Annotated in this window: 21 protein-coding genes and 2 tRNA genes; 14 read left to right on the plus strand and 9 right to left on the minus strand. The window is 35.4% G+C overall.

The window, feature by feature from the left end; translation table 11 throughout:
• Positions 1-4 precede the first annotated feature (4 nt).
• The 12 genes from ACYQ0O_RS07195 to ACYQ0O_RS07250 all read left to right on the plus strand — a co-directional run bounded on the left by ACYQ0O_RS07195 (position 5) and on the right by ACYQ0O_RS07250 (position 16,067).
• On the plus strand, positions 5-1,195 hold the full coding sequence (locus tag ACYQ0O_RS07195) for a thiolase C-terminal domain-containing protein (protein ID WP_459891759.1): 1,191 nt from the start codon (positions 5-7) through the stop codon (positions 1,193-1,195).
• Between the two features lie 16 nt (positions 1,196-1,211).
• Positions 1,212-2,015 (plus strand): SCP2 sterol-binding domain-containing protein, encoded by an 804-nt coding sequence (locus tag ACYQ0O_RS07200; protein ID WP_459891760.1) that lies wholly within the window; start codon positions 1,212-1,214, stop codon positions 2,013-2,015.
• A gap of 17 nt (positions 2,016-2,032) precedes the next feature.
• Positions 2,033-2,911, plus strand: a complete 879-nt coding sequence (locus tag ACYQ0O_RS07205; RefSeq protein ID WP_459891761.1) for a MaoC/PaaZ C-terminal domain-containing protein — start codon at positions 2,033-2,035, stop codon at positions 2,909-2,911.
• Positions 2,912-2,943: 32 nt separating this feature from the next.
• A complete protein-coding gene (locus ACYQ0O_RS07210) occupies positions 2,944-4,707 on the plus strand; it encodes a class I adenylate-forming enzyme family protein (protein WP_459891762.1) in 1,764 nt (587 codons plus the stop codon).
• 31 nt (positions 4,708-4,738) lie between these two features.
• Entirely contained in the window at positions 4,739-6,349 is a 1,611-nt protein-coding gene (locus ACYQ0O_RS07215) for an AMP-binding protein (RefSeq protein ID WP_459891763.1), read from the plus strand.
• A gap of 52 nt (positions 6,350-6,401) precedes the next feature.
• Entirely contained in the window at positions 6,402-7,559 is a 1,158-nt protein-coding gene (locus ACYQ0O_RS07220; RefSeq protein WP_459891764.1) for an acyl-CoA dehydrogenase family protein, read from the plus strand.
• Positions 7,560-7,571: 12 nt separating this feature from the next.
• A complete protein-coding gene (locus ACYQ0O_RS07225; protein WP_459891765.1) occupies positions 7,572-9,449 on the plus strand; it encodes an acyl-CoA synthetase in 1,878 nt (625 codons plus the stop codon).
• Positions 9,450-9,467: 18 nt separating this feature from the next.
• A complete protein-coding gene (locus ACYQ0O_RS07230) occupies positions 9,468-10,493 on the plus strand; it encodes a heterodisulfide reductase-related iron-sulfur binding cluster (RefSeq protein ID WP_459891766.1) in 1,026 nt (341 codons plus the stop codon).
• A gap of 17 nt (positions 10,494-10,510) precedes the next feature.
• A complete protein-coding gene (locus ACYQ0O_RS07235; RefSeq protein WP_459891767.1) occupies positions 10,511-11,890 on the plus strand; it encodes an FAD-binding oxidoreductase in 1,380 nt (459 codons plus the stop codon).
• 3 nt (positions 11,891-11,893) lie between these two features.
• Positions 11,894-13,057 (plus strand): (Fe-S)-binding protein, encoded by a 1,164-nt coding sequence (locus ACYQ0O_RS07240; RefSeq protein ID WP_459891768.1) that lies wholly within the window; start codon positions 11,894-11,896, stop codon positions 13,055-13,057.
• Between the two features lie 139 nt (positions 13,058-13,196).
• Positions 13,197-14,885, plus strand: a complete 1,689-nt coding sequence (locus ACYQ0O_RS07245; protein WP_459891769.1) for an alginate export family protein — start codon at positions 13,197-13,199, stop codon at positions 14,883-14,885.
• A 120-nt stretch (positions 14,886-15,005) separates the two neighbouring features.
• Positions 15,006-16,067, plus strand: a complete 1,062-nt coding sequence (locus ACYQ0O_RS07250) for a hypothetical protein (protein WP_459891770.1) — start codon at positions 15,006-15,008, stop codon at positions 16,065-16,067.
• Between the two features lie 44 nt (positions 16,068-16,111).
• On the opposite strand, the gene flgM is transcribed toward ACYQ0O_RS07250, so the two are convergent.
• Together flgM and ACYQ0O_RS07260 are read right to left on the minus strand one after the other, a co-directional pair.
• Entirely contained in the window at positions 16,112-16,417 is a 306-nt protein-coding gene (gene flgM, locus ACYQ0O_RS07255) for a flagellar biosynthesis anti-sigma factor FlgM (protein WP_459891771.1), read from the minus strand.
• Positions 16,418-16,454: 37 nt separating this feature from the next.
• Positions 16,455-16,859 carry a hypothetical protein gene (locus ACYQ0O_RS07260; protein ID WP_459891772.1) on the minus strand — a complete coding sequence of 135 codons (405 nt, stop codon included), beginning with the start codon at positions 16,857-16,859 and terminating at the stop codon, positions 16,455-16,457.
• Positions 16,860-17,132: 273 nt separating this feature from the next.
• On the opposite strand from ACYQ0O_RS07260, the gene nikR reads away from it, so the two are divergent.
• Positions 17,133-17,552, plus strand: coding sequence for a nickel-responsive transcriptional regulator NikR (nikR, locus tag ACYQ0O_RS07265; protein ID WP_075069328.1), 420 nt, complete (start codon positions 17,133-17,135; stop codon positions 17,550-17,552).
• Positions 17,552-18,325 carry a GTP cyclohydrolase FolE2 gene (folE2, locus tag ACYQ0O_RS07270; RefSeq protein WP_075069329.1) on the plus strand — a complete coding sequence of 258 codons (774 nt, stop codon included), beginning with the start codon at positions 17,552-17,554 and terminating at the stop codon, positions 18,323-18,325. Before nikR ends, folE2 begins: the two co-directional genes overlap by 1 nt.
• A gap of 206 nt (positions 18,326-18,531) precedes the next feature.
• On the opposite strand, the gene ACYQ0O_RS07275 is transcribed toward folE2, so the two are convergent.
• From ACYQ0O_RS07275 to ACYQ0O_RS07305, 7 genes are all read right to left on the minus strand, one after another.
• Positions 18,532-18,606: transfer RNA gene (locus ACYQ0O_RS07275), tRNA-Glu, on the minus strand.
• Between the two features lie 17 nt (positions 18,607-18,623).
• Positions 18,624-18,694: transfer RNA gene (locus tag ACYQ0O_RS07280), tRNA-Gln, on the minus strand.
• A 52-nt stretch (positions 18,695-18,746) separates the two neighbouring features.
• Positions 18,747-19,094 carry a hypothetical protein gene (locus ACYQ0O_RS07285; protein WP_459891774.1) on the minus strand — a complete coding sequence of 116 codons (348 nt, stop codon included), beginning with the start codon at positions 19,092-19,094 and terminating at the stop codon, positions 18,747-18,749.
• The gene (locus tag ACYQ0O_RS07290) at positions 19,084-19,590 is read right to left on the minus strand and encodes a DciA family protein (RefSeq protein ID WP_459891775.1); all 507 of its coding nucleotides are present in this window, start codon (positions 19,588-19,590) and stop codon (positions 19,084-19,086) included. The genes ACYQ0O_RS07285 and ACYQ0O_RS07290 overlap by 11 nt, the downstream gene beginning before the upstream one ends.
• Positions 19,560-20,477 (minus strand): PP-loop family protein, encoded by a 918-nt coding sequence (locus tag ACYQ0O_RS07295; protein ID WP_459891776.1) that lies wholly within the window; start codon positions 20,475-20,477, stop codon positions 19,560-19,562. Before ACYQ0O_RS07295 ends, ACYQ0O_RS07290 begins: the two co-directional genes overlap by 31 nt.
• A gap of 20 nt (positions 20,478-20,497) precedes the next feature.
• Complete coding sequence (locus ACYQ0O_RS07300) at positions 20,498-23,989, minus strand: hypothetical protein (protein ID WP_459891777.1); 3,492 nt, start codon at positions 23,987-23,989, stop codon at positions 20,498-20,500.
• Positions 23,986-24,117: a hypothetical protein gene (locus tag ACYQ0O_RS07305; protein WP_459891778.1), complete on the minus strand. Its 132-nt coding sequence runs from the start codon at positions 24,115-24,117 to the stop codon at positions 23,986-23,988. The genes ACYQ0O_RS07300 and ACYQ0O_RS07305 overlap by 4 nt, the downstream gene beginning before the upstream one ends.
• Positions 24,118-24,157: the final 40 nt, after the last annotated feature.

The raw sequence follows: 24,157 nt of genomic DNA on the forward strand, positions 1-24,157 counted from the left end.
GGACATGAGGAAAAGAGAGAGGGAAGTAGCAATAGTTGGTGTTGGACAGACAAAATATTCATCCCACAGGGAAGATGTAAATCAACCAGAGATGATCACAGAGGCAATAGTGGAGGCATTAAACCAAACTGACCTTACAATGGATGATATAGATTGTGTACTTCATGGAAACATGGAGCTTTTTGAGATGGTTCATCAGCCAGATCTCTGGCACACAATTGGTACAGGGGTAATGGGCAAGGAATGTTTAAGACTCACAACAGGGGGCACTACTGGAGCCACTTTGGTTTGTGCTGCAGATGCACTAGTTGCTTCTGGCATGCACGATGTGGTCATGGCAATTGGATTTGAAAAACTCCAGGAAGGACACACAACCGGTGGCATAACAAATATGGCAGATCCACTTTGGGGAAGAAAGCTTCAAAGTGGTGCACTAGTTGGAATCACAGCAACACAGATGATGGAAGAATTCGGAGAACAAAGGGCAAAGCGGGCATCAATAGACTACAGGATTATTATGGACATGCATGCAATGAAAAATGAAAAGGCACATAGAAGGCTTGGACTTAACTTTGATATGGCTGAAGATCTCATGAACAACTCTCCACAACTAGTTGGGGAGCTCAGGATGATCCATATGTGTTCACAGAGCGATGGGGCATGTGTGGTTATTATGGCATCAGAGGACAAGGCAAAGGAGATTTGTGATAGACCAGCATGGCTAGTGGACCATGTCACAGTGCACAGGGAAGAGCACATGGGTACTTTGTTTGGTCTAAAAAAGCAAAAAATGACCCATAGGCATGCGGCTGAGGTGCTATTTAAGAGGAATAACATAAAGGACCCAATGTCTTATTTTGATGTATTTGAGATGTATGATCCATCAAGCTGGTGGGGTGTTGATTGGCTTAGAGAGTTTCTCCTATTTGATGGTGATGAGCATTTAAGATTAGTTGAGGAAAGAGAGATATATATGGACGGAAAATTTCCTGTTAATCCATCTGGAGGGGTCATAGCTTCAAATCCAATAGGTGCCACTGCAATGGTGAGGTTTGCTGAGGCTGCCTTGCAGATAATGGGAAAGGCTGGAGATCACCAAATTAAAAAGGACGTAGATAGGGCTCTTGCATCTGGATTTGGAGGCACTTTTTGGACTGTTTTGGGAATATTATCTGCTGAAAAACCCAAAAGATAACAAGGGGATGAAATCTATGGAAAAGGTAACAGTAAAGGATATCATATATAGTTTTATTGAGAGGGCAAATCGTCATATTATTAAAGATGAGAAGTGTACTATTGGGTATGATATAACAGGAGATCAAGGGGGAAAATGGACAGTTATAATTGATATGGGAGATGTAAAGGTAGAAGAGGGTATGGTAGAGCCTGATGTTGTTATATCCATGAAGGATGAAGATTTTATTGGATTTACCCTTGGGAGATTAGATGCACTTAATTTGCTTTCATCTGGAAGGTTAAAAATAGATGGTGATGTGTCTATTGCTCAAAAATCTGCAAAGTTTTTTAAGAAATTTACCCTGGATAAAAAGGAGGAAGTGGAAGAGCTAATTCGTCTAAAACAGATATTATCTATACCCCAGAGGTTTTCAACAGGTGAAGTGATGGGATATTTTTTGCACAAGCTAAAAGAAAAAAAGATTATGGCAAACAAGTGCCCAAAATGTGGAAGGTTACAATGTCCACCTAGAGAGGTGTGTGCAATTTGTAGAGTGGCAGCAGATGAGTGGGTAGAGGTTGGGCCAGAGGGTATATTAACCGTGGCTGATATTATCTATTATGCAGCCCCTGATCCTTTAACAGGAGAAATAAGAAAAACCCCATATATAAGTGCTTATATTATCCTAGATGGATGTGAGGATCCTGACACCTTCTGGCATGAGATAGATCCATCTACACCACATGAGAAGTTAAAAAAGGGAGCAAGGGTCAGACCTGTTTGGAATGATGTAAGGATAGGGGCAATAACTGATATTAAGTATTTTGAGGTGTTGTAAACAAAGAGGAGTTAGATATGAAAAGGTATAGTTTTGTAGTTCATGGTAAATTGGCTTTGCCCTATCAATATTTTGCTGGAACATTGGGATCAAAGTTTATTAAGGCGTTACGGGATGATAAGAGGATCTTTGGAACAAGGTGTGATAAGTGTGGTAGTGTGTATGTTCCACCTAGAAGTTTGTGTGACAGATGTTTTTTAGACATAAAAGACAATATGGTGGATGTATCCAATGAAGGAACAGTGATCACATACACAGTTGTAAATCACTGTGAAGGCCACTATCCCTTAAAACCTCCCTTTGTGTTGGCACTTATTAAACTAGATGGAACAACAACTCCTATGGTCCATATAGTAAAAGGGGTACCAGCATCCAAGATGAGATCTAATGTTAGGGTTAGGGCAGTTTTTTCAAAAGAGCCCAAAGATACTATCCTTGCAATCTCCCATTTTGAGCCAGTTGATTATTCTGCTTTTGAGATGGGATATACTTTTGACGAGCTTGAGATTGGCATGAGTGCATCCTTTACCAAGACCATAACTGAGACAGATGTATATCTCTTTGCTGGAATATCTGGTGATTTTAATCCCATGCATGTGAATGAGGAATATTCAAAGAAATCTCTGTTTGGGAAAAGGGTGGCCCATGGGGCAGTTCCACAGAGTCTAATTGCCCCAGTCTTAGGCACAAAACTCCCTGGCCTTGGAACCATTGCCCTTGAGATATCAACCAGATTTTTAAGGCCAACCTATTTCGGGGATACAATAACTGCAATAGCAACTGTTAAAGAAAAGATTCATGATAAAAAATGGGTAAAAATGGATATAAAGTTCAAAAATCAAAAAGGTGAGCTCATAGGGGTAGGAGAGGCACTGGTTATTCCGCCACAGGGTTAACAATTTAAACTTTATTTAAAGGGGGGGGAGAGATGGTAATGGAATCTAGGTATAAAATGGGTAAAAATTTTTATGATGATGAATTTTATAAAACATACAAAAAAATAGGGTACCCAGATAATTGGATTGAAGAATCATTAACATACGCCCCAGATGATGCTTATTGTATAATGCATCCATCTTGGGTTCATGAAGAACTACCGCAAATACCAGAATGTTCTATTTATGATTTATTTAAATCAACAGTTAAATCAAAACCAGATAATACTTCAGTTATTTTTTTAGAGAAATCTATTAGTTACAAATACTTAGAAGATCTTACATCTAGGTATGCAGGTTTATTAAATAGATTGGGAGTGAAAAAAAATGATGTTGTAGCCACGATGTTGCCTAATTCATTACAACACATAGTAGCATTTTATGGTGTAACCAAATTAGGTGCAATACATACTCCTATAAATATAATGTATAAAACCCACGAAATAGAATATCAAGTTGAAGATTCTGGCGCAAAGATAATATGTTGTTTAGATATTTTATATCCCAGAATAAAGCCTCTTATGGATCAAGGGAAAATAGAACACGTAATTGTCACAAGTATCCATGATTTTGCTGCACCTGACTTTGTTCCCCCCCAAAATTTAAGATCTCTTTGGGAACAACCTAAAGCAAAAATTGAAGGAACTATGGATTTTTTCTCAGAAATTGAAAAAGCTGATCCAGTATATGAAGTAGAAGAGGTTAATCCAAAAGAAGATGTTGCATTAATATTATATACTTCGGGTACCACAGGTAGACCCAAGGGGGTACTTTGTACACATTTTAACATGGTATACAACTCATTAACTCATACCCATGCATTTAGGGTATGGGGGGATCATGAGGTGAATTTGTCAATTATGCCCATGTTTCATACTGCTGGATATTATTTGCATTTTTTACCAGTTATGTATCAAGGGGGAACAATAGTTCCAATTCCTTTATTTGATGTTGAATACGTAATAAATGTGATAGAAAAATATAAGGTAAATGTGGTGTTTGCACCTCCAACATTTTACATTGCCCTCATGTCTAGGGCTGATCTCTTAAGTAAAGAGAAATTAAAAAGTCTTGCGTGTTCAGTTGGATGCGGAGCACCAGTTCCTCAAGAAGTTCAAAAAAAGTGGTTTGAGTATACGGGACTTAGTTTAACAAATGGATGGGGCATGACTGAGACAAATAGCGGTGGAATTATATCTATACCAGAGCGAAAAGAAAATTCAACTTCAATAGGAATTCCTATTTTTTCTGAAGCGAAGATAGTTGGTGAAAATGGTGAGGTATTAAAAAGGGGTGAAAGAGGGGAGATATATTATAGGGGGCTTCAAGTTGCAAAAGGTTATCATAATAAGGAAGAGGAAACCAAAAGTAATTTTCTTTCAGATGGTTGGTTTAAAACAGGTGATATGGGCTATATTGATGAAGATGACTTTGTATATTTTGTGGATAGATTGAAAGATTTAATTATTGCATCTGGTTATAATATTGCTCCAGTTGAAGTTGAAAATGTCTTATACAAGCATCCTGCAGTTCAAGAGGCAGCAGTTATAGGGGTACCTGATGAATACAGGGGGGAGACTGTGAAGGCATACATTGCATTGAAACCTGAATATAAGGGTAATGTCACAGAAGAGGAGATTATTAATTTTTGCAGGGAAAACTTAGCAAATTTTAAGGTGCCCAGGATAGTTGAATTTAGAGATGAGCTTCCAAAAAGTGCTGTTGGAAAGATACTTAGAAGAAAGTTAAAGGAATAACTTAAAACTTTTTAAAAAGGAGGGGGAGATTATGTCTTTTGAGCTTTATAAAAATTTGGTGCAAAGGGTGTGTGTTGGGGATATATTTAGGAGAAGGGCCAAATTATCTGGTAATAAAGAAGGAGTGGTTGAAGTTAGAGAAGACAAAGAGATCAGGCTTACATTTAGAGAGCTAAATAGTTGCTTAAATAATTTTGTATGGAAAATGAGGGAAATTGGAGTTAAAAAAGGCGATAGGGTTGGATTAATTGGACCAAATTCAACAGAATATTTAATATGTCTTTATGGATGTGGAAAAGGTGGGTTTGAAGCAGTACCCATAAATCCCTTATTAAATCCTAATGACCTTTTGTATGTTTTAACACATTCTGAGGTAAAAGTGATAATATTTGATGATAGGCTCTATCCTCACATAAAAGATCATATTCCCAAACTAGATTTTATAGAGAAATTTGTATCCCTACCAATTGTTGGACATGAAGTATTAGATAATGTGTTAATATTTGATCCCCTAATTGTTGAAAAGGAAGATGAAATAGAAGATGTTATAATAGAAGATAGGGATAATTTTGAGATACTATATACCAGTGGAACAACATCAAGGCCAAAGGGTGTTCAGATATCTCATCTGTCAGTATTTTTGATGTCTCTTAGTAATCTAATTGAACTGGACATTACTAAACCCCATGTTGCCACTACAATCATGCCCCTTTTCCACTGTGCACAACAGACATTAACTATATCACTATTTCATATTGGAGGAAAGAGTGTTATATTCCCTTCTTTTGATCCTGAAAAATTGCTTAAAGCAATAGATAAGGAAAAGATAGAATTTATATTTTGTCTGCCTATGATGTATAAAACCTTACTTGATCATCCCTTAAGTAAAGATGTAGATCTTTCAAGCTTAAAAAAATGTATCTATGCCATGACTCCAATGGATGGAAATACCTTAAAAATGGCAAAGGAACGTTTTGGATCCCATGTGGAATTTATTTTGGGTACTGGTCAAACTGAGTGTTTCCCTTCAACCAATTGTTTTAAGGATCAGTGGCAGCTAAAAAAAATGGGGAATTATTGGGGTGAATCTGCCCTGGTATTGGATACTGCAATAATGGACGAATCTGGAAACATCTTAGGTCCTGGAGAGATTGGTGAAATTGTTTGGCGGGGTCCTGGGACAATGAATGGGTATTTGAAAAATGAAGAAGAGACCAAAAAGACTTGGGAATATGGATGGCATCATTCAGGGGATTTAGGATACTTTGATGAAGATGGATTGCTTGTGTTTGTGGATAGAAAGAAGGATATGATAAAGACAGGAGGAGAGAATGTACCTTCTATTAAAGTAGAACGGGTGATCTTGTCACATCCTAAGGTTGTTGGTGCTGCTGTTGTGGGACTGCCACATCCCAGATGGATAGAGGCTATAACAGCATTTGTAGAACCTATGCCAGGGGAAGATATTGATCCGCAAGAGATAATAGATTTATGCAAAAAGGAATTATCTCCATTTGAGGTTCCCAAAGAGGTGATAATAAGTACGGATCTTCCTAAGACAGCAACAGGTAAACTTCAAAAAAATATACTGAGGGAGAAATATAAAGACATATATAAGGATTTATATAAAGAGGAATCTTAAATTTATCTTGAGGTAATCACAATTACTTAATTTGGGTTAGGAGAATCTAAATATGGAATATAGACTCAAATATAAGGCTCCTGATTATTTTACTAAATCCCACGAGCTTGTGAGAAAAACCGTTAGGGAATTTGTGAAAAAGGAGGTCTTGCCTTATGTGAACGAATGGGAAGAGGCAGGTAGTTTTCCAAAGGAGATATACAAAAAAGCAGGGGAGTTGGGGATATTAGGAATAGGATATCCTGAAGAATTAGGGGGAACTTCTGGAGATATATTTTATAAAGTTGCAGCAACTGAGGAGCTCATGAGATCTAGCTCAGGAGGTTTTTCTGCAGGACTTGGCTCTTTAGATATTGCTATCCCAATTATTATTAAACATGGTACAAAGGAGCAGATTGATAAATTTGTAAAACCAGTGATAAGGGGGGAGAGGATTGCAGCACTGGCTGTTACTGAACCATCTGGTGGATCAGATGTTGCCAATATAGAAACCACTGCAGAAAAAAAAGGGGATTATTACATTGTAAATGGGTCAAAGACCTTTATAACAAGCGGATGTAGAGCTGATCAGATAACCTGTGCTGTGAGAACAGGAGGTGAAGGGGCAAAGGGGATAAGCGTACTCATAATTGAAGCAACATCTCCTGGTTATAGGACATCTTCTCCTTTAAAAAAAATGGGTTGGTGGGCATCAGATACTGCTCAAATATTTTTTGATAATTGTAAGGTCCCAGCTGAAAATCTCATTGGAGAAGAAAATTTTGGGTTTTATTATCTCATGGAAAATTTCCAGAATGAAAGGCTACAGCTTGCAATAATGGCCAATATGACAGCACAACTCGCTTATGAAGAGGCCCTCTCTTATGCAAAGCAGAGGGAGGCCTTTGGGAAAAAGATTAAGGATTTTCAAGTGATAGAACATAAGTTAGTGGATATGGCAACCTTGATTGAGGTTAGCAAAGAATTCACATACAGGATTGCAGCAAAGATTGATATGGGTGAAAATTGCATAAAAGAGATATCTATGGCTAAAAATTTTGCATGCATGGTCAGTGATAAGGTGGTATATGACGCTGTTCAAATCTTTGGTGGCTATGGGTTTATGAGGGAATCTTTGGTTGAGAGGCTATATAGGGATAACAGGGTGTTATCCATTGGGGGTGGGACCACTGAGATAATGAAGGAGATTATATCAAAATTTATTTTTTAAAAGGAGGGGGATATGAGTGAAAATTTTTTAATCAGAAATGTAAAGGACATAGAAGAGATAGAAAAGGTCCCAGTAAAGGAGAGGATTAAAGAAAAAAGCACATATGAATTGATCTACAAGGGGTCTTTAATAAATCCAGATGCACCTGCAATAAGTTTTATATTAAATGGAGATACCTATAATACGCCACAGGTTATACCTTATAAAGAACTTATAAGAAAATTGAGGCAAACAGCCAATCTATTTTATGATCTTGGTATAAGGGATACAGATGTTGTGACCTATATTTTGCCCAATATACCTCAAACATATTTTATATTATATGGTGCTGAAGCAGTAGGAATTGCAAACCCCATAAATCCTTTATTAGAGCCACATGTAATAAGAGATATATGTAATGCTGCAAAGACAAAGGTATTGGTAGCATTAGGAGAATTCCCTGGGGCAGATATATGGCAAAAGGTAGAAAAAATCAAAGATGAGATACCTTCTCTAAAATACATTGTAAGGGTAATGGGACCATCAAATAAATCTCAAAATATCATAGGATATGAAGAGGTAATTGAAAATTACAATGGAGATGGTTTAGATTTTAAGAGAAATATAGATCCAGATGACATTGCATCCATATATCACACTGGAGGCACAACAGGAAGGCCAAAGCTTGCAAAGAGAACGCACTGGAATGAGATTGTTGTATCATATGACATTAGATGGGCAGCTGGCATAAATGCTGGAGAAACAGTGATGGTAGGTCTTCCCCTGTTTCATTGTAATGGAACCATTGTAACTGGTCTTTCACCATTCTCAATTGGAGCACACGTTGTTATGTTATCGCCTCGTGGATACAGGGAACCAAGTATAATTAAGAATTTTTATAAGATTGTAGAATTTTATAAACCAGTATTCTTTAGTTGTGTTCCTACAGTGCTTTCCATGTTACTTGAAGTTCCAACTGAGGAATGTGATATTTCATCTTTAAGATATGTAATATGTGGTGCTGCACCATTGAGTGTTGAGCTCTTTAGACGTTTTGAAGAAAAGACCAAGATGAAGATATTAGAGGGATATGGTCTAACTGAAGTTGGTGTTGCATCATGTGTGAATCCAAAGGATGGAGAGAGAAAGATAGGTTCAGTGGGTATAAGGCTTCCATATCAGGACGTGCGCGTATTTATCTTAGATGAAGATAATCAATTTATTAGAGAGGCAAAGACCAATGAGATTGGAGTTGTCTGCATTTCTGGAGAATGTGTATTCAAAGGATATGTAGAAGAAGAACATAATAGGGGTATTTGGCCAAAGGAAGGATGGTTTAATACTGGTGATCTTGGGAGAATAGATGAAGATGGTTATCTGTTTTTAACTGGAAGGAAAAAGGATTTGATAATCAGAGGTGGTCACAACATTGATCCATCAACCATAGAAGAGGCCCTTTTCAAGATTAAAGAAGTAAAAAATGTTGCTGCTGTTGGAAAACCAGATGCATATGCAGGTGAAGTTCCAGTAGCTTATGTGGAATTAGTAGAAGGAGCAAAGATAACAGAAGAGGAGTTACTTAAATTTGCAAAAAGTAATATAGGAGAGAGGGCGGCTATTCCAAAAGAGATAATAATTGTTGATCAGATACCCCTAACCCCTGTTGGAAAGGTGTTTAAACCTGCACTTAGATGGGATGCAATAAAGAGGACCTTTGAAGCTGAGCTTAAAAAAATTAAGGACATGGCAAAGGGGTTTTCTGTGCATGTTGGAGAAGATAAGCTTCATGGCACCAAAGTGAGGTTGGAAGTTGTTCCTGAAAAAGATGTGAGCAAAGATGAGTTAAGGAGTAAAATTAGTGAACTTTTCACTGCATATCCCTTTTACTATGAAATAAATTTTAACGGATAGATATATAAGGAGATTTATATGTATACACTAAATTATGATTCTCAAATTTGTTACTCGTGCAAAACTATAGATTGTCTTACAAGATGTTGGTATCAAGAGCTAAAAGATGTTGATAAGGCAAGAGAAGAGAAAAATAAGATATTAAGAGGGGAATATTCAAAGGTGTTAGATGATTGCAAGACATGTTATGGGTGTGAGGAGTATTGTCCAAATAATAACCATCCCTTTTATCAAATAGTGGAGCTTCAGGAGAAATTAGGGGTTAAAAATGTACCAGAGCCAATACATAAACAACAGCTCAAGATGATGGGGCCTAAGAATAGGATAAAAAAAGAATCTCTAAATCCTCCAATTATTGATATGTGTTTATTTCCTCAACTTATAGATTCTATTAAAGGAAAGTTATATGAGAATGCATCAATTATATGGGGAGGGGATATTTTTTGCAATATAATGTGGCTTCACTTTGCAGATATGTCGTCTATACTTGAGAGACTGCCTAAGATGATCCAAAATATTTATGAATATTATGTAAAAGAAAGTAATACTCATGAGATAATATGCTTCCATGATGAATGCTACGGTGCCTTTACACATCTTGCCCCAGCCTATGGAATTAATGTCCCTTTTAAGCCTGTTCATATTTTTGAGTATATATTGAGAAAATTAGATAAACTAAAAGATGCTATAAAGCCATTAAATGAGAAAATAGCCTATCAAAGGCCGTGCTCTAATAGGTTATGTCCTGAAATGGATGAATTGTTAGATGAGATTTTTCATAGAATTGGAGCAATAAGGGTAGATAGAAGATACGATAAAAAGACTCCCCTTTGTTGTGGTAGTGTTATAAGAATCCAACAAAAGGACAGGGAAGCAGATGAGATTCAAAGGGAGAATATAATGGACATGAAAAAAACAGGGGCACGGTTTGCTGTATTTAATTGTCCAATGTGTATGATGACCCTTGGAGAAGAGGTACTTGCCAATGGTCTATTTCCTTTGCATGTATCTGATTTAGTAAGACATTCACTTGGAGAGATATAAAATTCAGGAGTAAAAAGATGAATGTAGACTTAATAGAAAAATTAAAAGATATAATAGGATCAGAATTTGTATCAACACATAGAGAGGAAAGATTTTTTTATTCAAGGGATGGGGGTACAATGGAGCCCTGTGAACCTGATGTTGTAATATTACCTGGAGATGCAGAGCAGATAAGTAAAATTTTGTATCTGGCAAATGAAAATAAAATCCCTGTATATTGTATGGGCGCGGGACTTACATTATCTGGACTTCACCGTGCAATAAATGGCGGGATCCTTATTGATATGAAGAGGATGGACAGAGTTGTGGAAGTTAATGAAAAGAGTAGATATTTGGTAGTTGAGGCAGGTATCTCCCAGGGCAAGTTGCAGGCCTATCTTAAAAAAAATTATCCACATTTTAAACATTCCATGCCAGATGCACCACCAGCAGCCACCATTGGGGGAAACATTGCAATCCATGGATCAGGACACCTCTCTTTTTTAGGTGGATTTCACTCAGATATGGTAACTGGTCTTGAGATAGTTCTTCCCAAGGGGAAGATTATTAGAACTGGAAGCTGCTCAGTGTCAGATTACTGGTTTGCAAAAGCACCACTGCCAGATTTATCTGGTCTTTTTTTGGGATGGTTTGCAACCACAGGCATTATTACAAAGGTAGGATTAAAACTATATCCAGCCCATCCCCTACAAGATGTCAGGGTCCTGATATGTGAGGATCCTGATCTTATGGAAGAGATACTCTATAGGGTAACTGATATTCTCATTGCTGAAGATATTATTACCTGGATGACTCCAAAACCAGAGTGGGCAAGGGGATTTTTGCATTGCAATGTTATATATGGGGCAAAGACAAAAGAGGAGTTAATTTTTAAAAGAGACCTTTTATACAGCCAGGTAAAAGATCTAATTCACAAAAAGGTAACAGGTTTTTTGCCATTACTCCCTTTTATGAAAAAAAGATTTCTGGATGTTCCAGGTAAGGATCTAGTGAGATTTGCGGATGCAAAAAAAGGAGGGGGGTTTGAATATGTGGGAGCAATGATTCCCAGTAATATTTTTTCAAAGGCCTATAGATTGGGGTTGGATATTGCAAAAAAGTATAATGTTGCCTATTCCCTGGGATCTAGAATTATAGGAAATTCCCATTCAATGATGTTTTTTTATGCCTATGCCTTTAACCGAGCAGATCCTTTAGATGTGAAAAGTGCTCAGAAGGCCCTGCATGAAACTAATAAAAGAGTAATTGATATTGGAGGAATCCCATGGAAGGCAGAAATACCAGCGCAAAAGGAAATACTTAGAAGAATGGATAAAAACACAAAAGAGCTAATTTTTAATATAAAAAAATTATTGGATACAAATGGGATAATGAGCCCAGGAAATTTAGAGGAGTGATCTATGGACATTATAGATATTATTCACAGGTGTTTTAGGTGTGGGTATTGCAAATTTCCATCTGATTATACGGATTTTAATTGTCCTAGTTATTTTTCTTATAGATTTGAAACATTTTCACCTGGTGGGAGGATGTGGTTAATTAGAGAGTGGTTAAGTGGAGAACTCAAGACCAGTACAAGGTTCCAGGAAATTTTATATTCATGTGCAACCTGCTCAAATTGTGTCACTCACTGTGCATTTCCTGATTTTAGGGATATGCTTTTAGATGTATTTAGATATGCAAAAGAAAGATTAATAGATGAGAGCAAAGTTCCTGCTCCTGTTAGGGACTATTTAACTAATTTGTATAAATTTAAAAATGGATTTGGAATACCAAATAGAAAGAGATTTAAATGGGTTGATGATGAGGTGGAAGAATTTGATCCTAAAAAACATGAATATCTTTTATATGTGGGTGATGAAGGCTGTTTTGATCCTATGGCAAATGAGATGTCAAAATCCACTATAGAGGTTTTTAGGAAATTAAATATATCTTTTGGTATATTGAAAAATAACGAAATATCAGATGGTCTGGAAGCATATAATCTGGGAGAGATAGATTTATTTAAAGAAATAGCAGGAGAATTACTTAAAAATATCAATGGTTCAAACGTAAGCAAAGTAATACTAATATCTCCTCATACTTTTTATGCGTTTAGAGAATTATATCCCAAGTTTTTTCAGATAAACTTTAAAACATATCATTTTACCCAGATAGTCTTAGAAAATCTATCCTGTTTAACTAAAGGTATTAAACATAACAGCAAAGAGAGAAAGGTATCTTACCACGATCCATGCTATCTGGGCAGATATTTAAAGGATTTTACAACTGTTAGACAAATTATAGCCTCCTTTCCTGTTAAATTTTTAGAACTTCCCGGAAATAAAATGGATTCTCTTTGTTGTGGAGGGGGTGGTGGAAATTTTTACACCTCTTTTACGCAAAAAAATGAATATACAACAGCAAAAAAGAGAATTCTGGAAGCAGTAAATTTGGGTATTGAATCTCTTATTGTATCCTGTCCCATTTGTTTAGTTATGTTAGAGGATGCAAGAAAGTCTTTGGCTTTGAAGTATAAACTGGACGTAGTGGACATCTCCAGATTTATTTTAAAGTTTGCATAACATTTTGTGTTAACTATTTTTTTAAAGAATATGTTGACACAAATAAGGAACTTTGTTTAATATTTTAGAAAGTTTTTTGTTTACTTATCGCCTGGTAATTTAAGGGACTGTGTAACATCAAGCAAAAGGAGGTAAAGGTATGAAGAGAGGGTTTAGACTGATTGTTTTATCTTTTATATTGGTATTTGTGGCATCTCTTGGTTTTGCTGCAGATGAGGCAACTGATATTACAAAAGAGGTATTGGTAGGTCCAGGATCAGTTGCTATTTCCACACAAAAGGATATTTTGATGTCCTTTGGTGGACAAATCAGGATGATCCCAACGTCTGAGACCGATTGGGACTTTGGTATGGCAGATAGTCTAAAAGATATAGGACTTTCTGGATATCTTGGTGGTGCTTTAAAAAAGTCTTTTTTCAAGGCCCATTTCAATGAAAGTGGAAATATAGACAATAGTTATATAAGGTCTGAAGACCGCCTATATTTTAATGCCATGCCAAGGGATAGGAAATGGAGTTTTTATGCAGCACTTGAGTTTGATAGTCCTTTGGATACTCAATCTGTAGATAATAGGGGTGGTAAAGACAAAGAACACAGCAATTTTGGTTTAGAGAGACTCCATGGCACCATGGCTCTTCCATTTGGTTTGAGGCTTCATGCTGGATGGGATATTTGGCATTTGGATGTTATGGATGGTGGTGGATTGGTTTATGGAGATGATAATCCTGGTTTCTGGATCACAGGTGGTTATGGACCCATTACATATTCTGTGGGGTATTTTAAATTAGGTGAGAATAATTTCCAGAACAGTATAGGGGATTTAAAAGATGGTAACAATGATGATAGGGACCTGTATGCAGGTTATTTGATTTATAAGATAGATGATGCAAACAAAATAAAGGTATTTTATGCCTATGATCAAATAGAAAGTGTTAAGACTGGCAGTTTTTACGACTATTTTTCTGATGCAGTAAATGAAAAAATAGGAAAGAAGTTATTTCCTGGTGGTATGGGTAATGCCCCAGACGTACAATCTCATCACATTGGTGGGTATTACACGGGAAAATTTGCAGGACTGGAGCTATTTTTAGAAGGTGTTTACCAGTTTGGAACTGCTGATGATGTAAAAGGATTTAAATATGATAGCTATGATATTTCTGCATATGCATTTGCTGGTGACATTGCTTATAATTTAAAAGACCTCGTTGGATTTACGGTAAAACCACATATTGGATTTATCTATACCTCTGGTGACGATGACCCAAATGACGATGAATTAAATGGATATGAGGGTGTAGATAATGCCCAGAGATTTTCTCAATATTGGGGTGGTGAGAATACAATTATTGGTGATACCAACCTGGTATATGGTTCTATCCTCTATGGATATCTCCCTGAACTCTACGGTAATGGAACTCCAATCTTTACTGGAGGTCTCCAAAATGTTGCAGGACTTGGTGGAGGTAGAGGTGACAACCCAGGTATGACCATGCTATCCGTTGGATTAACCGTTGCCCCAAAAAGATTCATTATCTATAGAACAAATGTAAATTCCATCTGGTGGAATGAAGATATTTATGTGACCAGCTTTGCCGATGGTGCAACTACCACTAAGGTAGAGAGTGATTATGCTGGAACAGAATGGGATAATGAGCTAACACTTGCACTTTCAAAACACACATTTATCAAAGGTCAAGCAGCCTTTTTCTTCCCTGGTGACACTATAAAAGACGTAACCAGTGCTTTGACAGCCGTTGGAGGAAAAAAAGGACCTGAAAGCGACGATACTGCTATGAGGTTTGCAGCTGAGCTTATCTGGACATTTTAAATTTGATCAAAAAATACACAGTCCCTTAGAATTAAGGTCCCCCTTTTTGGGGGACTTTTTTTATGGAAAATTTATAAAAAAGGTGTTAAATTTATAAAAAATTTAAAATGGGGGACGGATATGAATAAATTTTATCTTTATTACAGAGCTATTTTAGCTGGAATTTTGTTTTTATTTATTTTTTCCTGTGCTGGTATATATGGGAAAAAGCCAGATATTGTTTCAGAAACCAAGGTCAATGGTACCATCTCAAATGCAGATGTTCGAAGGATTGTGGTAGATCAACCCTTTTTGATATCTGGTGACTATTTCAGGGAAAGGCCAACTCCAAAGGATACCATAGACCTGAGTAAATTTTTCAGTGAAAGTAAGTCAATAGAACAGCGGGTTGCAAAACTAGAAAAAAAACTTGAAGGAAAAAATGCTCCTATGTCAAAACCCATGGCAATGTCTGGTCAACCAATTAAGGCCCAGGTGCAAAGAGTAAGTGGTGAGCCTCTGGAAAAGATTGGGATAATTATGTTTCATAAGAATAACTATTTTAGAGATGAGTTATCCAGTGATTTGAATCTCTCATCCCCTTCATATGGATTTTTATTTTTTTCAGATGCCCAGCTAAGAGAGTTACTGTCTCCAACTGGATGTCTGGATAAAAAAGATCTAAAGTGTATAGTATCTAATTTGTCCCTATATCCAGGAATAAGGTTTTTAATATTAGTTGACAGGGCAAAAGTCTATTCAAAATTTCCAGCCCAGATGTTCCTTACCATTAGAGTGGTGGATACTGGTTTGAACTATAACTATAAAATAATAGATACAAATAAGGAGTTTAAGAGTGAAAAAGAATTTAAACTATACTTAAAAGAAATTTCAAATGGTATCTTGAAATTCGCCCAGAAAAAGAAATCAATTATGGAGTGGTATGCACGTATATTTTCAATAAAAAAAGATAAATATTATGTGAATTCAGGAAAACTCTCAGGGATAAAACCAGGAGAGATTTTAAAAGTAGTTGAATATGGAGAGCCAATATTTGCTCCAACAGGAGTCCCTGTTGCTTGGTCCCCTGGCGAAACCATTGGGAAACTAAAGGTAATTCGTCTGATTGGTGAAGATGTTAGCGAATGCTCAAGGATTGAAGGGGATAGGGATTTTAAGGTGGGTAATATTGTAATAAAATAACTGGTTCAAGCATAAAAAAGGAGAGCCTTGATGGCTCTCCTTTTTTACAGGTATAAATCTATTTCATTTTCCACTAACTTTTTTGCAATCTGTTTTGTATCAATTTTATACTCCCCGGATGAAACTTTATCCTTAAGATCATTTACCTTTTCCTGTCTAACAACATCTTGCTTTTTGGCAGTTTCAATCAAGTTATTTAAGAGTTTACCCTGATCAGACAACTCAACCTTATCAGATGTGGTTATTAAATCTGGGGCCTTTTCCTTGTTCTTTAAAGGAGTTTCTTTTTCCTGGGAGATTTTATTCTGATTGTATAGATTTATTTTATCAAAAACACCTTTTATTACCATTTTTACCCCCATTTTGTTGTCTTCTTAATTTAATTAACTAAGGGGACAACACAGAATTTAATTTGTTATATGTGATATCCCATATCCTTTTAAGTAGGTTTTCCTGTTCTTCATCAGAAAGAGGCCTTTTGTCCTCTCTTCGGACTGTTAAGGATTTTTCTTTAGGATTAAATTTAAATAGAAGTTTGTGTCCATATTCATTTTCCAGTTCCTGTTTTATTTCCTCAACAATTTCTGGTTGATTTTTTGCCAGAATCAAGTTGTTCACCACCTCTTTTGTGAGCCTGGAGATAAGTTCCTTCCTTTTACCATCCTTTGATAAACTGACCTTGTCTTCAGATAATTCACGAGTTAAGTCGTTTTTTAGCAATATAATACGCTTGGATCTATTTTGCTGCACATAATATCTTTGGATGGCATTTATTATTTTAGGAGTAGTCACATCTGTCTCCTGATCGTATTCTTAATTTTTTTATCGACAGGGCTGAAAAAAACTTTAGGGACTTTTTTAAAAATTTTCTATTTTTTTTAATACTTGTCAATTGGTTTTTTTAGACTCCTTTATGTTTAGAGTTTAAGTGTTTGTTGCAAACGTGAAGAAAATCGTTTATGAGGGTTTATGTCTTGTTTAAGACAACAGAAATCCACTCTGTTTAAAAAAATCTTTAAAAGATAAAATTGGGTTATCTAATTAATAAAGCGGGGGGAAAGTAAGGTGGGACAGACAATAAGATTTGGTGTTTCATTGGACTCAGAATTATTGGATAGGTTTGATAAGTTGTGTGAAGAGAGGTGTTACCAGACAAGGTCTGAAGCCATTAGGGATCTCATTAGAAAAGAACTGGTTCAAAAGGAGTGGGAAGATGAAAATAGGGAGGTAACTGGTACCCTTACCTTGGTCTATGACCACCACGTAAGTGACCTATCTCAAAAGATGACTGAAATTCAGCATAAATCCTTGGATATTATAATAACATCACTACATGTCCACATTGATCATCATAACTGTATGGAAGTGTTGATACTTAGAGGACCTGTTAAAAGGATCAAGGAAGTTTCCCAGAGACTTCAGTCTACCAAAGGTGTTAAATACGGAAGCCTTAACCTTTCAACCACAGGTAAGGACTTAGTGTAATGGAAGATATTCAGAGCAAAATGCCTTCAGTTCAAATTCCCATAGATAGGGTAGGTGTGAAGGATTTTAGGTATCCCCTGGTGGTTAGGAAAAAGAATAATGGTATTCAACATACAGTAGCCAATGTAAATATCTATGTGGATCTTCCCTCGGAGTTTAAGGGGACCCACATGAGCAGGTTTGTTGAAGCCCTCCAGGAGTGGTCTGGTGTCCTAGATTACCACAGTTTTAAAGAACTATTAAAGGATGTCCAAAATAGATTAAAGGCCAGAAAGTCTCATCTGTCCATTTCCTTTCCTTACTTTTTAGAACACCATGCACCCAAAAGTGGCATAAAAGCCTTAATGGATTATCAATGTGTCTTTTTAGGGGAGTTAGAAGATGACAAGCTCGTTATGTTTTTGGAAGTAACTGTCCCTGTTATGACTGTATGTCCGTGTTCCCTTGCAATTAGCGAGTACGGTGCACATAGCCAGAGGGCACTTGTAAAGATTAGATGTCAGTTTGAAGGTCTATTATGGGTAGAAGACGTAATTGAAATGGCAACTACTTCTGCATCTTCACCAGTGTATGCCCTTTTAAAAAGGGTAGATGAAAAATATGTAACTGAATCCGCTTTTTCCAATCCAGTGTTTGTGGAAGATGTGGTGAGAAGGGTGGCTGCTAGACTCAAAGACCATCCACTTGTTAAATGGTTTAGGGTTGAGGTGGAAAGCCATGAATCTATCCACAACCACAATGCCTACGCATGTATAGAATCTGGTACAAAATAGTATGAAACTTTACGAAAATAAAAAAGCGCTAAAATTAAGTTAGCGCTTTTTTTTTCTCGCTTTCCCAAGGGGATTTGAATCCCATTGTGGCACGTAAAAGACTTTGGTTATTTTCTCTAGAAGAGAATTTATCATTATATCAGGACAGTAAGGCGTTTCAATTAAAAAAAGGCCTCAAAAACTAGAGGCCTTAGCATAAATTTTTACGTCCCCAAGGGGATTTGAACCCCTGTCGCCGGCGTGAAAGGCCGGTGTCCTAGACCGAGCTAGACGATGGGGACACTATCAAAAATTTTTACTGGGGGAAAGGGATTCGAACCCCTGCTACTGGGGCCAGAACCCAGCGTCCTGCCACTAGACGATCCCCCAATCAACGAGAAACAGACCATATAGATTTTTTACATCCTTGTCAACACTTTTTTTAGTTTGCAGTTGCCAATATCCTGGTCTTTCTCCTGAGTTTTTTGATCTGCTTTCTAATTTTATCCCTTTCTTTTCTGTTTCTTCTAGGGATAGCGAGCTTTGCCTGTCTTAGTTTTTTTATCTCTCTTTTTAGCTCAAAAATTTGTTCCTTGTAGGGAGATACTGTGCCTTCTTCCTCAAGACCAAGCACTTCTTTAATTTTTGCGAGCAATTCCTCTTTTTGCATGCCAGATGCCCCAACGATCTGGGGAATTTTTTCCATGGCAAGCTGCCTGAGCTCTTTTGCAGTCATTTTTTCCAAAGGCTTTTTTAGTTCCAAGGACTCCAAGGTAATTTCATCGCTCATTATAGGACTCCTCCTTAAGGTTTTTTATTTGCTGAATGAGTTCTAAGTATTTTATATATGCTCTGTATACTGGGCTTTTTTTTGAAATACTTTTTTTTAAATTGCCCACTTCTGACGGGATTTTGATTTTTTTTCTCCTATTTAAGGATTTTTCTTCAACTAAAATCCTGTCAAGGGGAGTTTTGTCTTCTAACAACTTATATATTATTTTGTCAAATGGTTCATAGCCCAAAAATTCATTAATTTTTTTTAAAATATCAGGGGTAAAAAAGGTGAGCTCTTGCATAAGCAAACTGTCTTCAACCCCTATTATTAGTGTTTTTTTGTTTGTACCTAAGGGTTTTGCAAGTTTTGCAAGGTTTTCCCCCAGGACATGTTCCCAATTTTTCCAGAGGCGAATTAATGCAAATTTTTCTGTGCCTCCTTTTTGGTCTATTATTTCAGAGATAAGTGTTGATGCGTGTTTTATGCTTTTAGTTGTTTTTTTATATTGCATAGATTACATAGATCCAAATACGTGGGATATCCACAGATTTTGCACTCTCTATAGTTTTCAAAACCAGTCATTGGTCTGTTTTGTTCAATGTATCTAAACAAAAAATTCCTCTTTATACCTGGCATCTGGTTTTCTAAGAGGTTTAAGGCCTTTTTGAACTTTCTCGATGTAGCTCCCCTGGATAATGGGCAGTCAATATTTACTGGTTCAATTGATTTTAATTGAGCATAGATTAATATTTCTTTTATTTCCAATCGATATAAGGGCTTTATTTTTGCTGGAATTTTAGGATGGGGTGAAGGGAGATAGGGGTATGTTTTTTTTACATATTCTTCTCTTTTTCCAATTAGATTTCCCAAAAGACGTCCGGCCTCATCATCTAAATTATGACCTGTTGCAACCACAGAAAATCCCTCTTTTGTGGTCACAACATCTAAAAGTTGTCTTTTAAGCTTACCACAAACAGAGCATATCTTTCTCCTGATTTTTTTGTGGATTTGTACCATATCAAGGCCCACAAAATCTGTTAAATGATATATCTTCCATTCAAGGTCCCTTGGACCAGCAAAATTTTCAATGGCCTTAATTGATTTTTTGGAGAATTCATCTATTCCCAGGTCAATATGTATTCCCATGGTTTTATACCCAAGCTCATTTAAGACGTCCCAGAGCACAAGGGAATCTTTACCCCCAGAGACTGCTACCATAATGGGAGTGTCCTTTTGAATTTTTATCTTTTTCATGGCCCTGATAACTGCAGTCTTAAAAAAATGTTCAAAGCACTCTTTACAAAATTTTGCATTGTGGGAAGGAAGCCTTATTATAGCCTGTTTCTTGCATCTTGTGCATTTTGCATTTTTCGGTAGTGTGTCAAAGTTTTTCCCCATTTTATCCCCTTTATTAATCGTTAATTTTTGTTGGGTAGTAATGGCTGAAATATGGTAAATGGCAATTTTATGGTGTTCTTTAAAATCCCCATGGCCTCAGCGCCAACTGCCTTTGGAGACAATGGGATTATCATTGGGTCGTTAATTTTCCCCTTTGCCTGAAATGGAATTACAAGTAGGTTCCCTCCAGTGATATTTTTTAATATGGGAATCTTTTTTATAATCCTATCAACAGTCTTTAAAGGGGCGAATAATACAATTAAATCAACTTTCTTGGTATTGAGGTCAATTTTCCCATGGAACGCAAGCTCCATATTGGTTCCATTTATAAAGGATTTTTTAAAAATTATAGTTCCCTTTTTGATTTCACCAATGGCCTGCAGGTTATTATATTTAAAACCTGTTTTTTCAAGGTCAGGGACCTTTCCAAAAAATATCTCTGTTGAATTAATAATGGTTAAAATTTGAGATATTAAGGTTAGCTTAAATATCCTTCCATCCTTTGAATCAAAGATAAATTTTCCATTAAGGGTTTTAATAAAATTATTTTTACTGTCCAGATTAGAGTGCAGATCCAGTTTTAATTTTGATGTGCCAGTAATCAACTTGTTTTTATTGGAAATTAGACAGGTCAATGTATCCTGTATTGGAAAATATGATGAATTTATCCATATGTCTAACTTATTATATTTTTCTTTTTTCTGTACCCTGGCCATTATTGGTAAATTACATAAATACCCCCTGGATACCTTAAGAAACTTAAAACCATTGTCAATAAAAATTTGTCCTCCTAAGTCTGTGATTACTCGCTTTTTATAAAAGGTGTTTTTTATTTTAAAATAAATAGTACCCTTTAGTTTTAATTGTACTTTTTTTTCTTGTTTTTTGTGGAATTTATTAATTATTGGATCTAAATGTAATTTATCTGATTTTAATGCTATATCTATGTTGTTATGGTCTTTTACTAGATTTATTTTACCATATGCATTTATTTTGTCCTTAAATAAACTGATTAAGGATTTCTCAATTACTATCATATTGTTGAAAGAATTTGCACTTAATTGTATTACAGAAAGATTAGATGATGGATCTATAAAAAGGGAATTTATTTTAATATACCCATTTGAATTTATAATATAAAATGGATTTAAAGAAAATCTTAGACTAAAGTCTCCAGAGATTTTTCCCTTTAAATAGGAATTTTCATTAATTAATCTATCTACTATATTTTTTGTTAACTCGCCCTTAAATTTAAGGGAAAAGTCTCTTTTTTGTTTATTAAACAGGACATTACACCGTGAATTTTTATATATTAGTCCAATAGCTGTAAATAATTTTATTGGATTTTTCTCTACCTTTAAGTTGGTTAATATTCCGTTTAATATTACCTGACCATTAATAGTTACATTTTTTCCACTGGAATTGATTTTCATTTTATTTACATGGATATTGTTATTTGTCTTAACCAGTTTTAGTTGGGGAACCATTTTTTTTATTATATTCTGGATCTTTCTGGAAATGTCTCCAGAGAAGTCAATTTTTATGGACCTAGGATTTTTAAAATTACCTGATAATTCAAGGTCATTTAATTTTATTTTTGAATTTAGAGCATCTATATTGGAAGATACAAACTTTAGTCTTTCTGGGTAAACAGAAAAATTTCCACCAGATATAGAAATATTTATATCTTTGGGTAGGTCTTTACCTGGATTTAAATTCTTTACTTTTAGGTTGGATATTGATCCATTTAGTAAATAGTCTTTTAGTTTTTTTTCTGAGTAATTATAATGGATATTTAGTTTTTTTAAAAAAAGATCTCCAATTACATTAAACCTGTCACTATAATTGAACAGATATTTAAATTCATCCTTTAGCTCTTTAATATTTATTTTTGAATTTTGTAGAGATAGCTTAAAATCCTTGCTTCTTAGATCTGAATCCACTTCTATATCTTTTAGGTGAGATCTTTTTAATTTAATATTCCCTCCTTTTAAATAAATATTATCACCTGTTATAGTAAATAAATGAGTAGCAATATCAAATGGTGTTTTATCTATCTTGCCATTTGCCTTGATGTTTTTTGTTATTACCTTCCATAAATATTGGTCTAAATTTTTATTTAAAGTAAAAAGTCCACTACAATTACCTGCATTAATTTTGATTTTGCCAAGTTCATTGATAATCCTCTTGGATACATTAATTTTTTTTAATAAGGGGGTGAGGTCCTTTAAATCAAACTCAACATTGGTTTTGATTATAAAGGGTTTTAGTTGACTATTTAGACCAAGGTCCAGGTAGCCATTTAGTATTTTAGAATTTTTATAATACCCACCTACATTTCTGCACTCTAATATGTTGTCCTTTATTTTTATTTCTCCAGAAACCTTTTTTAGAGGAAGTTCAATGTGTGGTATTATAATATCTGTGTTTTTGCATGCTCCTGTAAGTTCCCAATTGGTGTTGTGATTTTTATGGATCATAGTAAAGGTGCTATTATATAATTCACCACCTTTTACTATGGATAATACATGGTCTGCAATGGAGTTTTTTATGGGAAACTTTTTGTAGAATTCTATTACCTGTGACAAATTTATTTTTTGGCTGGCTATTTGGGTGATAATTTTGTTTTTAGATATTTCAATATTTCCAGATAAATCAATATAAGGATAGGTGGTAGTTAACTTTTTTATATTAATAGTGCTAGACTTTTTGTTTGTATCTATTTTTAATGCTATTTGAGAGTCCAGTCCCTTGATTTTTCCTGATATGCCCATCTCTTTGGATGTTGTGTGGATATCAGCTATAATTTTTTGATTTTTTATATCAATCTGAATGTCAGAGCTAATTTGTCCAGATAGGTCCTTTAAAAAAACATACTTTTGGGGAAGTATTTTAAGTAGCTTCCCTAAGTCTAAATCCACCACATGGGCTTTTATTTTTTTTTCACTATTTGATATGGTTGATGACAAGGTTACTTCCTTTGAAATATTGGATTTTCCACTGCACTTTATATGGATGTTGTCTTTGTTTAATAGAATAGATGTATTGGTATTTTGAAAGATTACAGGTCTTTTATTTATGGTGGTCTTAATGTCAATATTGACTAGATCAATAAATTCTATTGGGATTTCAGGGATGGTAAAGGGTTTGTTGTTTTTTTCTGGGGATAGTTTCAAGTTATATAGAATCACTGTCCCATGAGAGACCCTAATACCAAGGAATTTGTCTGGAATTCCAAGAAAATTTATAATTATATCAGCGCTATTAATATTTAGATCAATAAGTTGTTCTTTTTTTATATTAAGGTTGGTAATTTTCACTCCAGGATAAGGAAACAACCTTAGTTTTATTTCTTTATATGTGACAAAATTTTTGGCATTTTTGTGAATTTTAGAGACTATCCTGGGTAGGAATACCTGTAAAGCGAGGTTCAAGGATAAAAAATATACAATAATTGAGATAAGACAGAAAAAAATAGTTTTAATAGGTTTTTTTAATTTTAATCCTGTCATAGTTTTTCCCATATCCAGGGTTTTATGGTCATTTGACAAAAATATGCTACAATTTGTTTTTTTTGTCTATACTCATGTGTGTGTATGTGTCTGTGGATGGCCTTCATCCTTCTACCTCCATCCTTCATTCTTTCACTATTCACTAATCACTTGATCCATAACCTAATA

Source organism: Desulfothermus okinawensis JCM 13304, assembly GCF_054654515.1.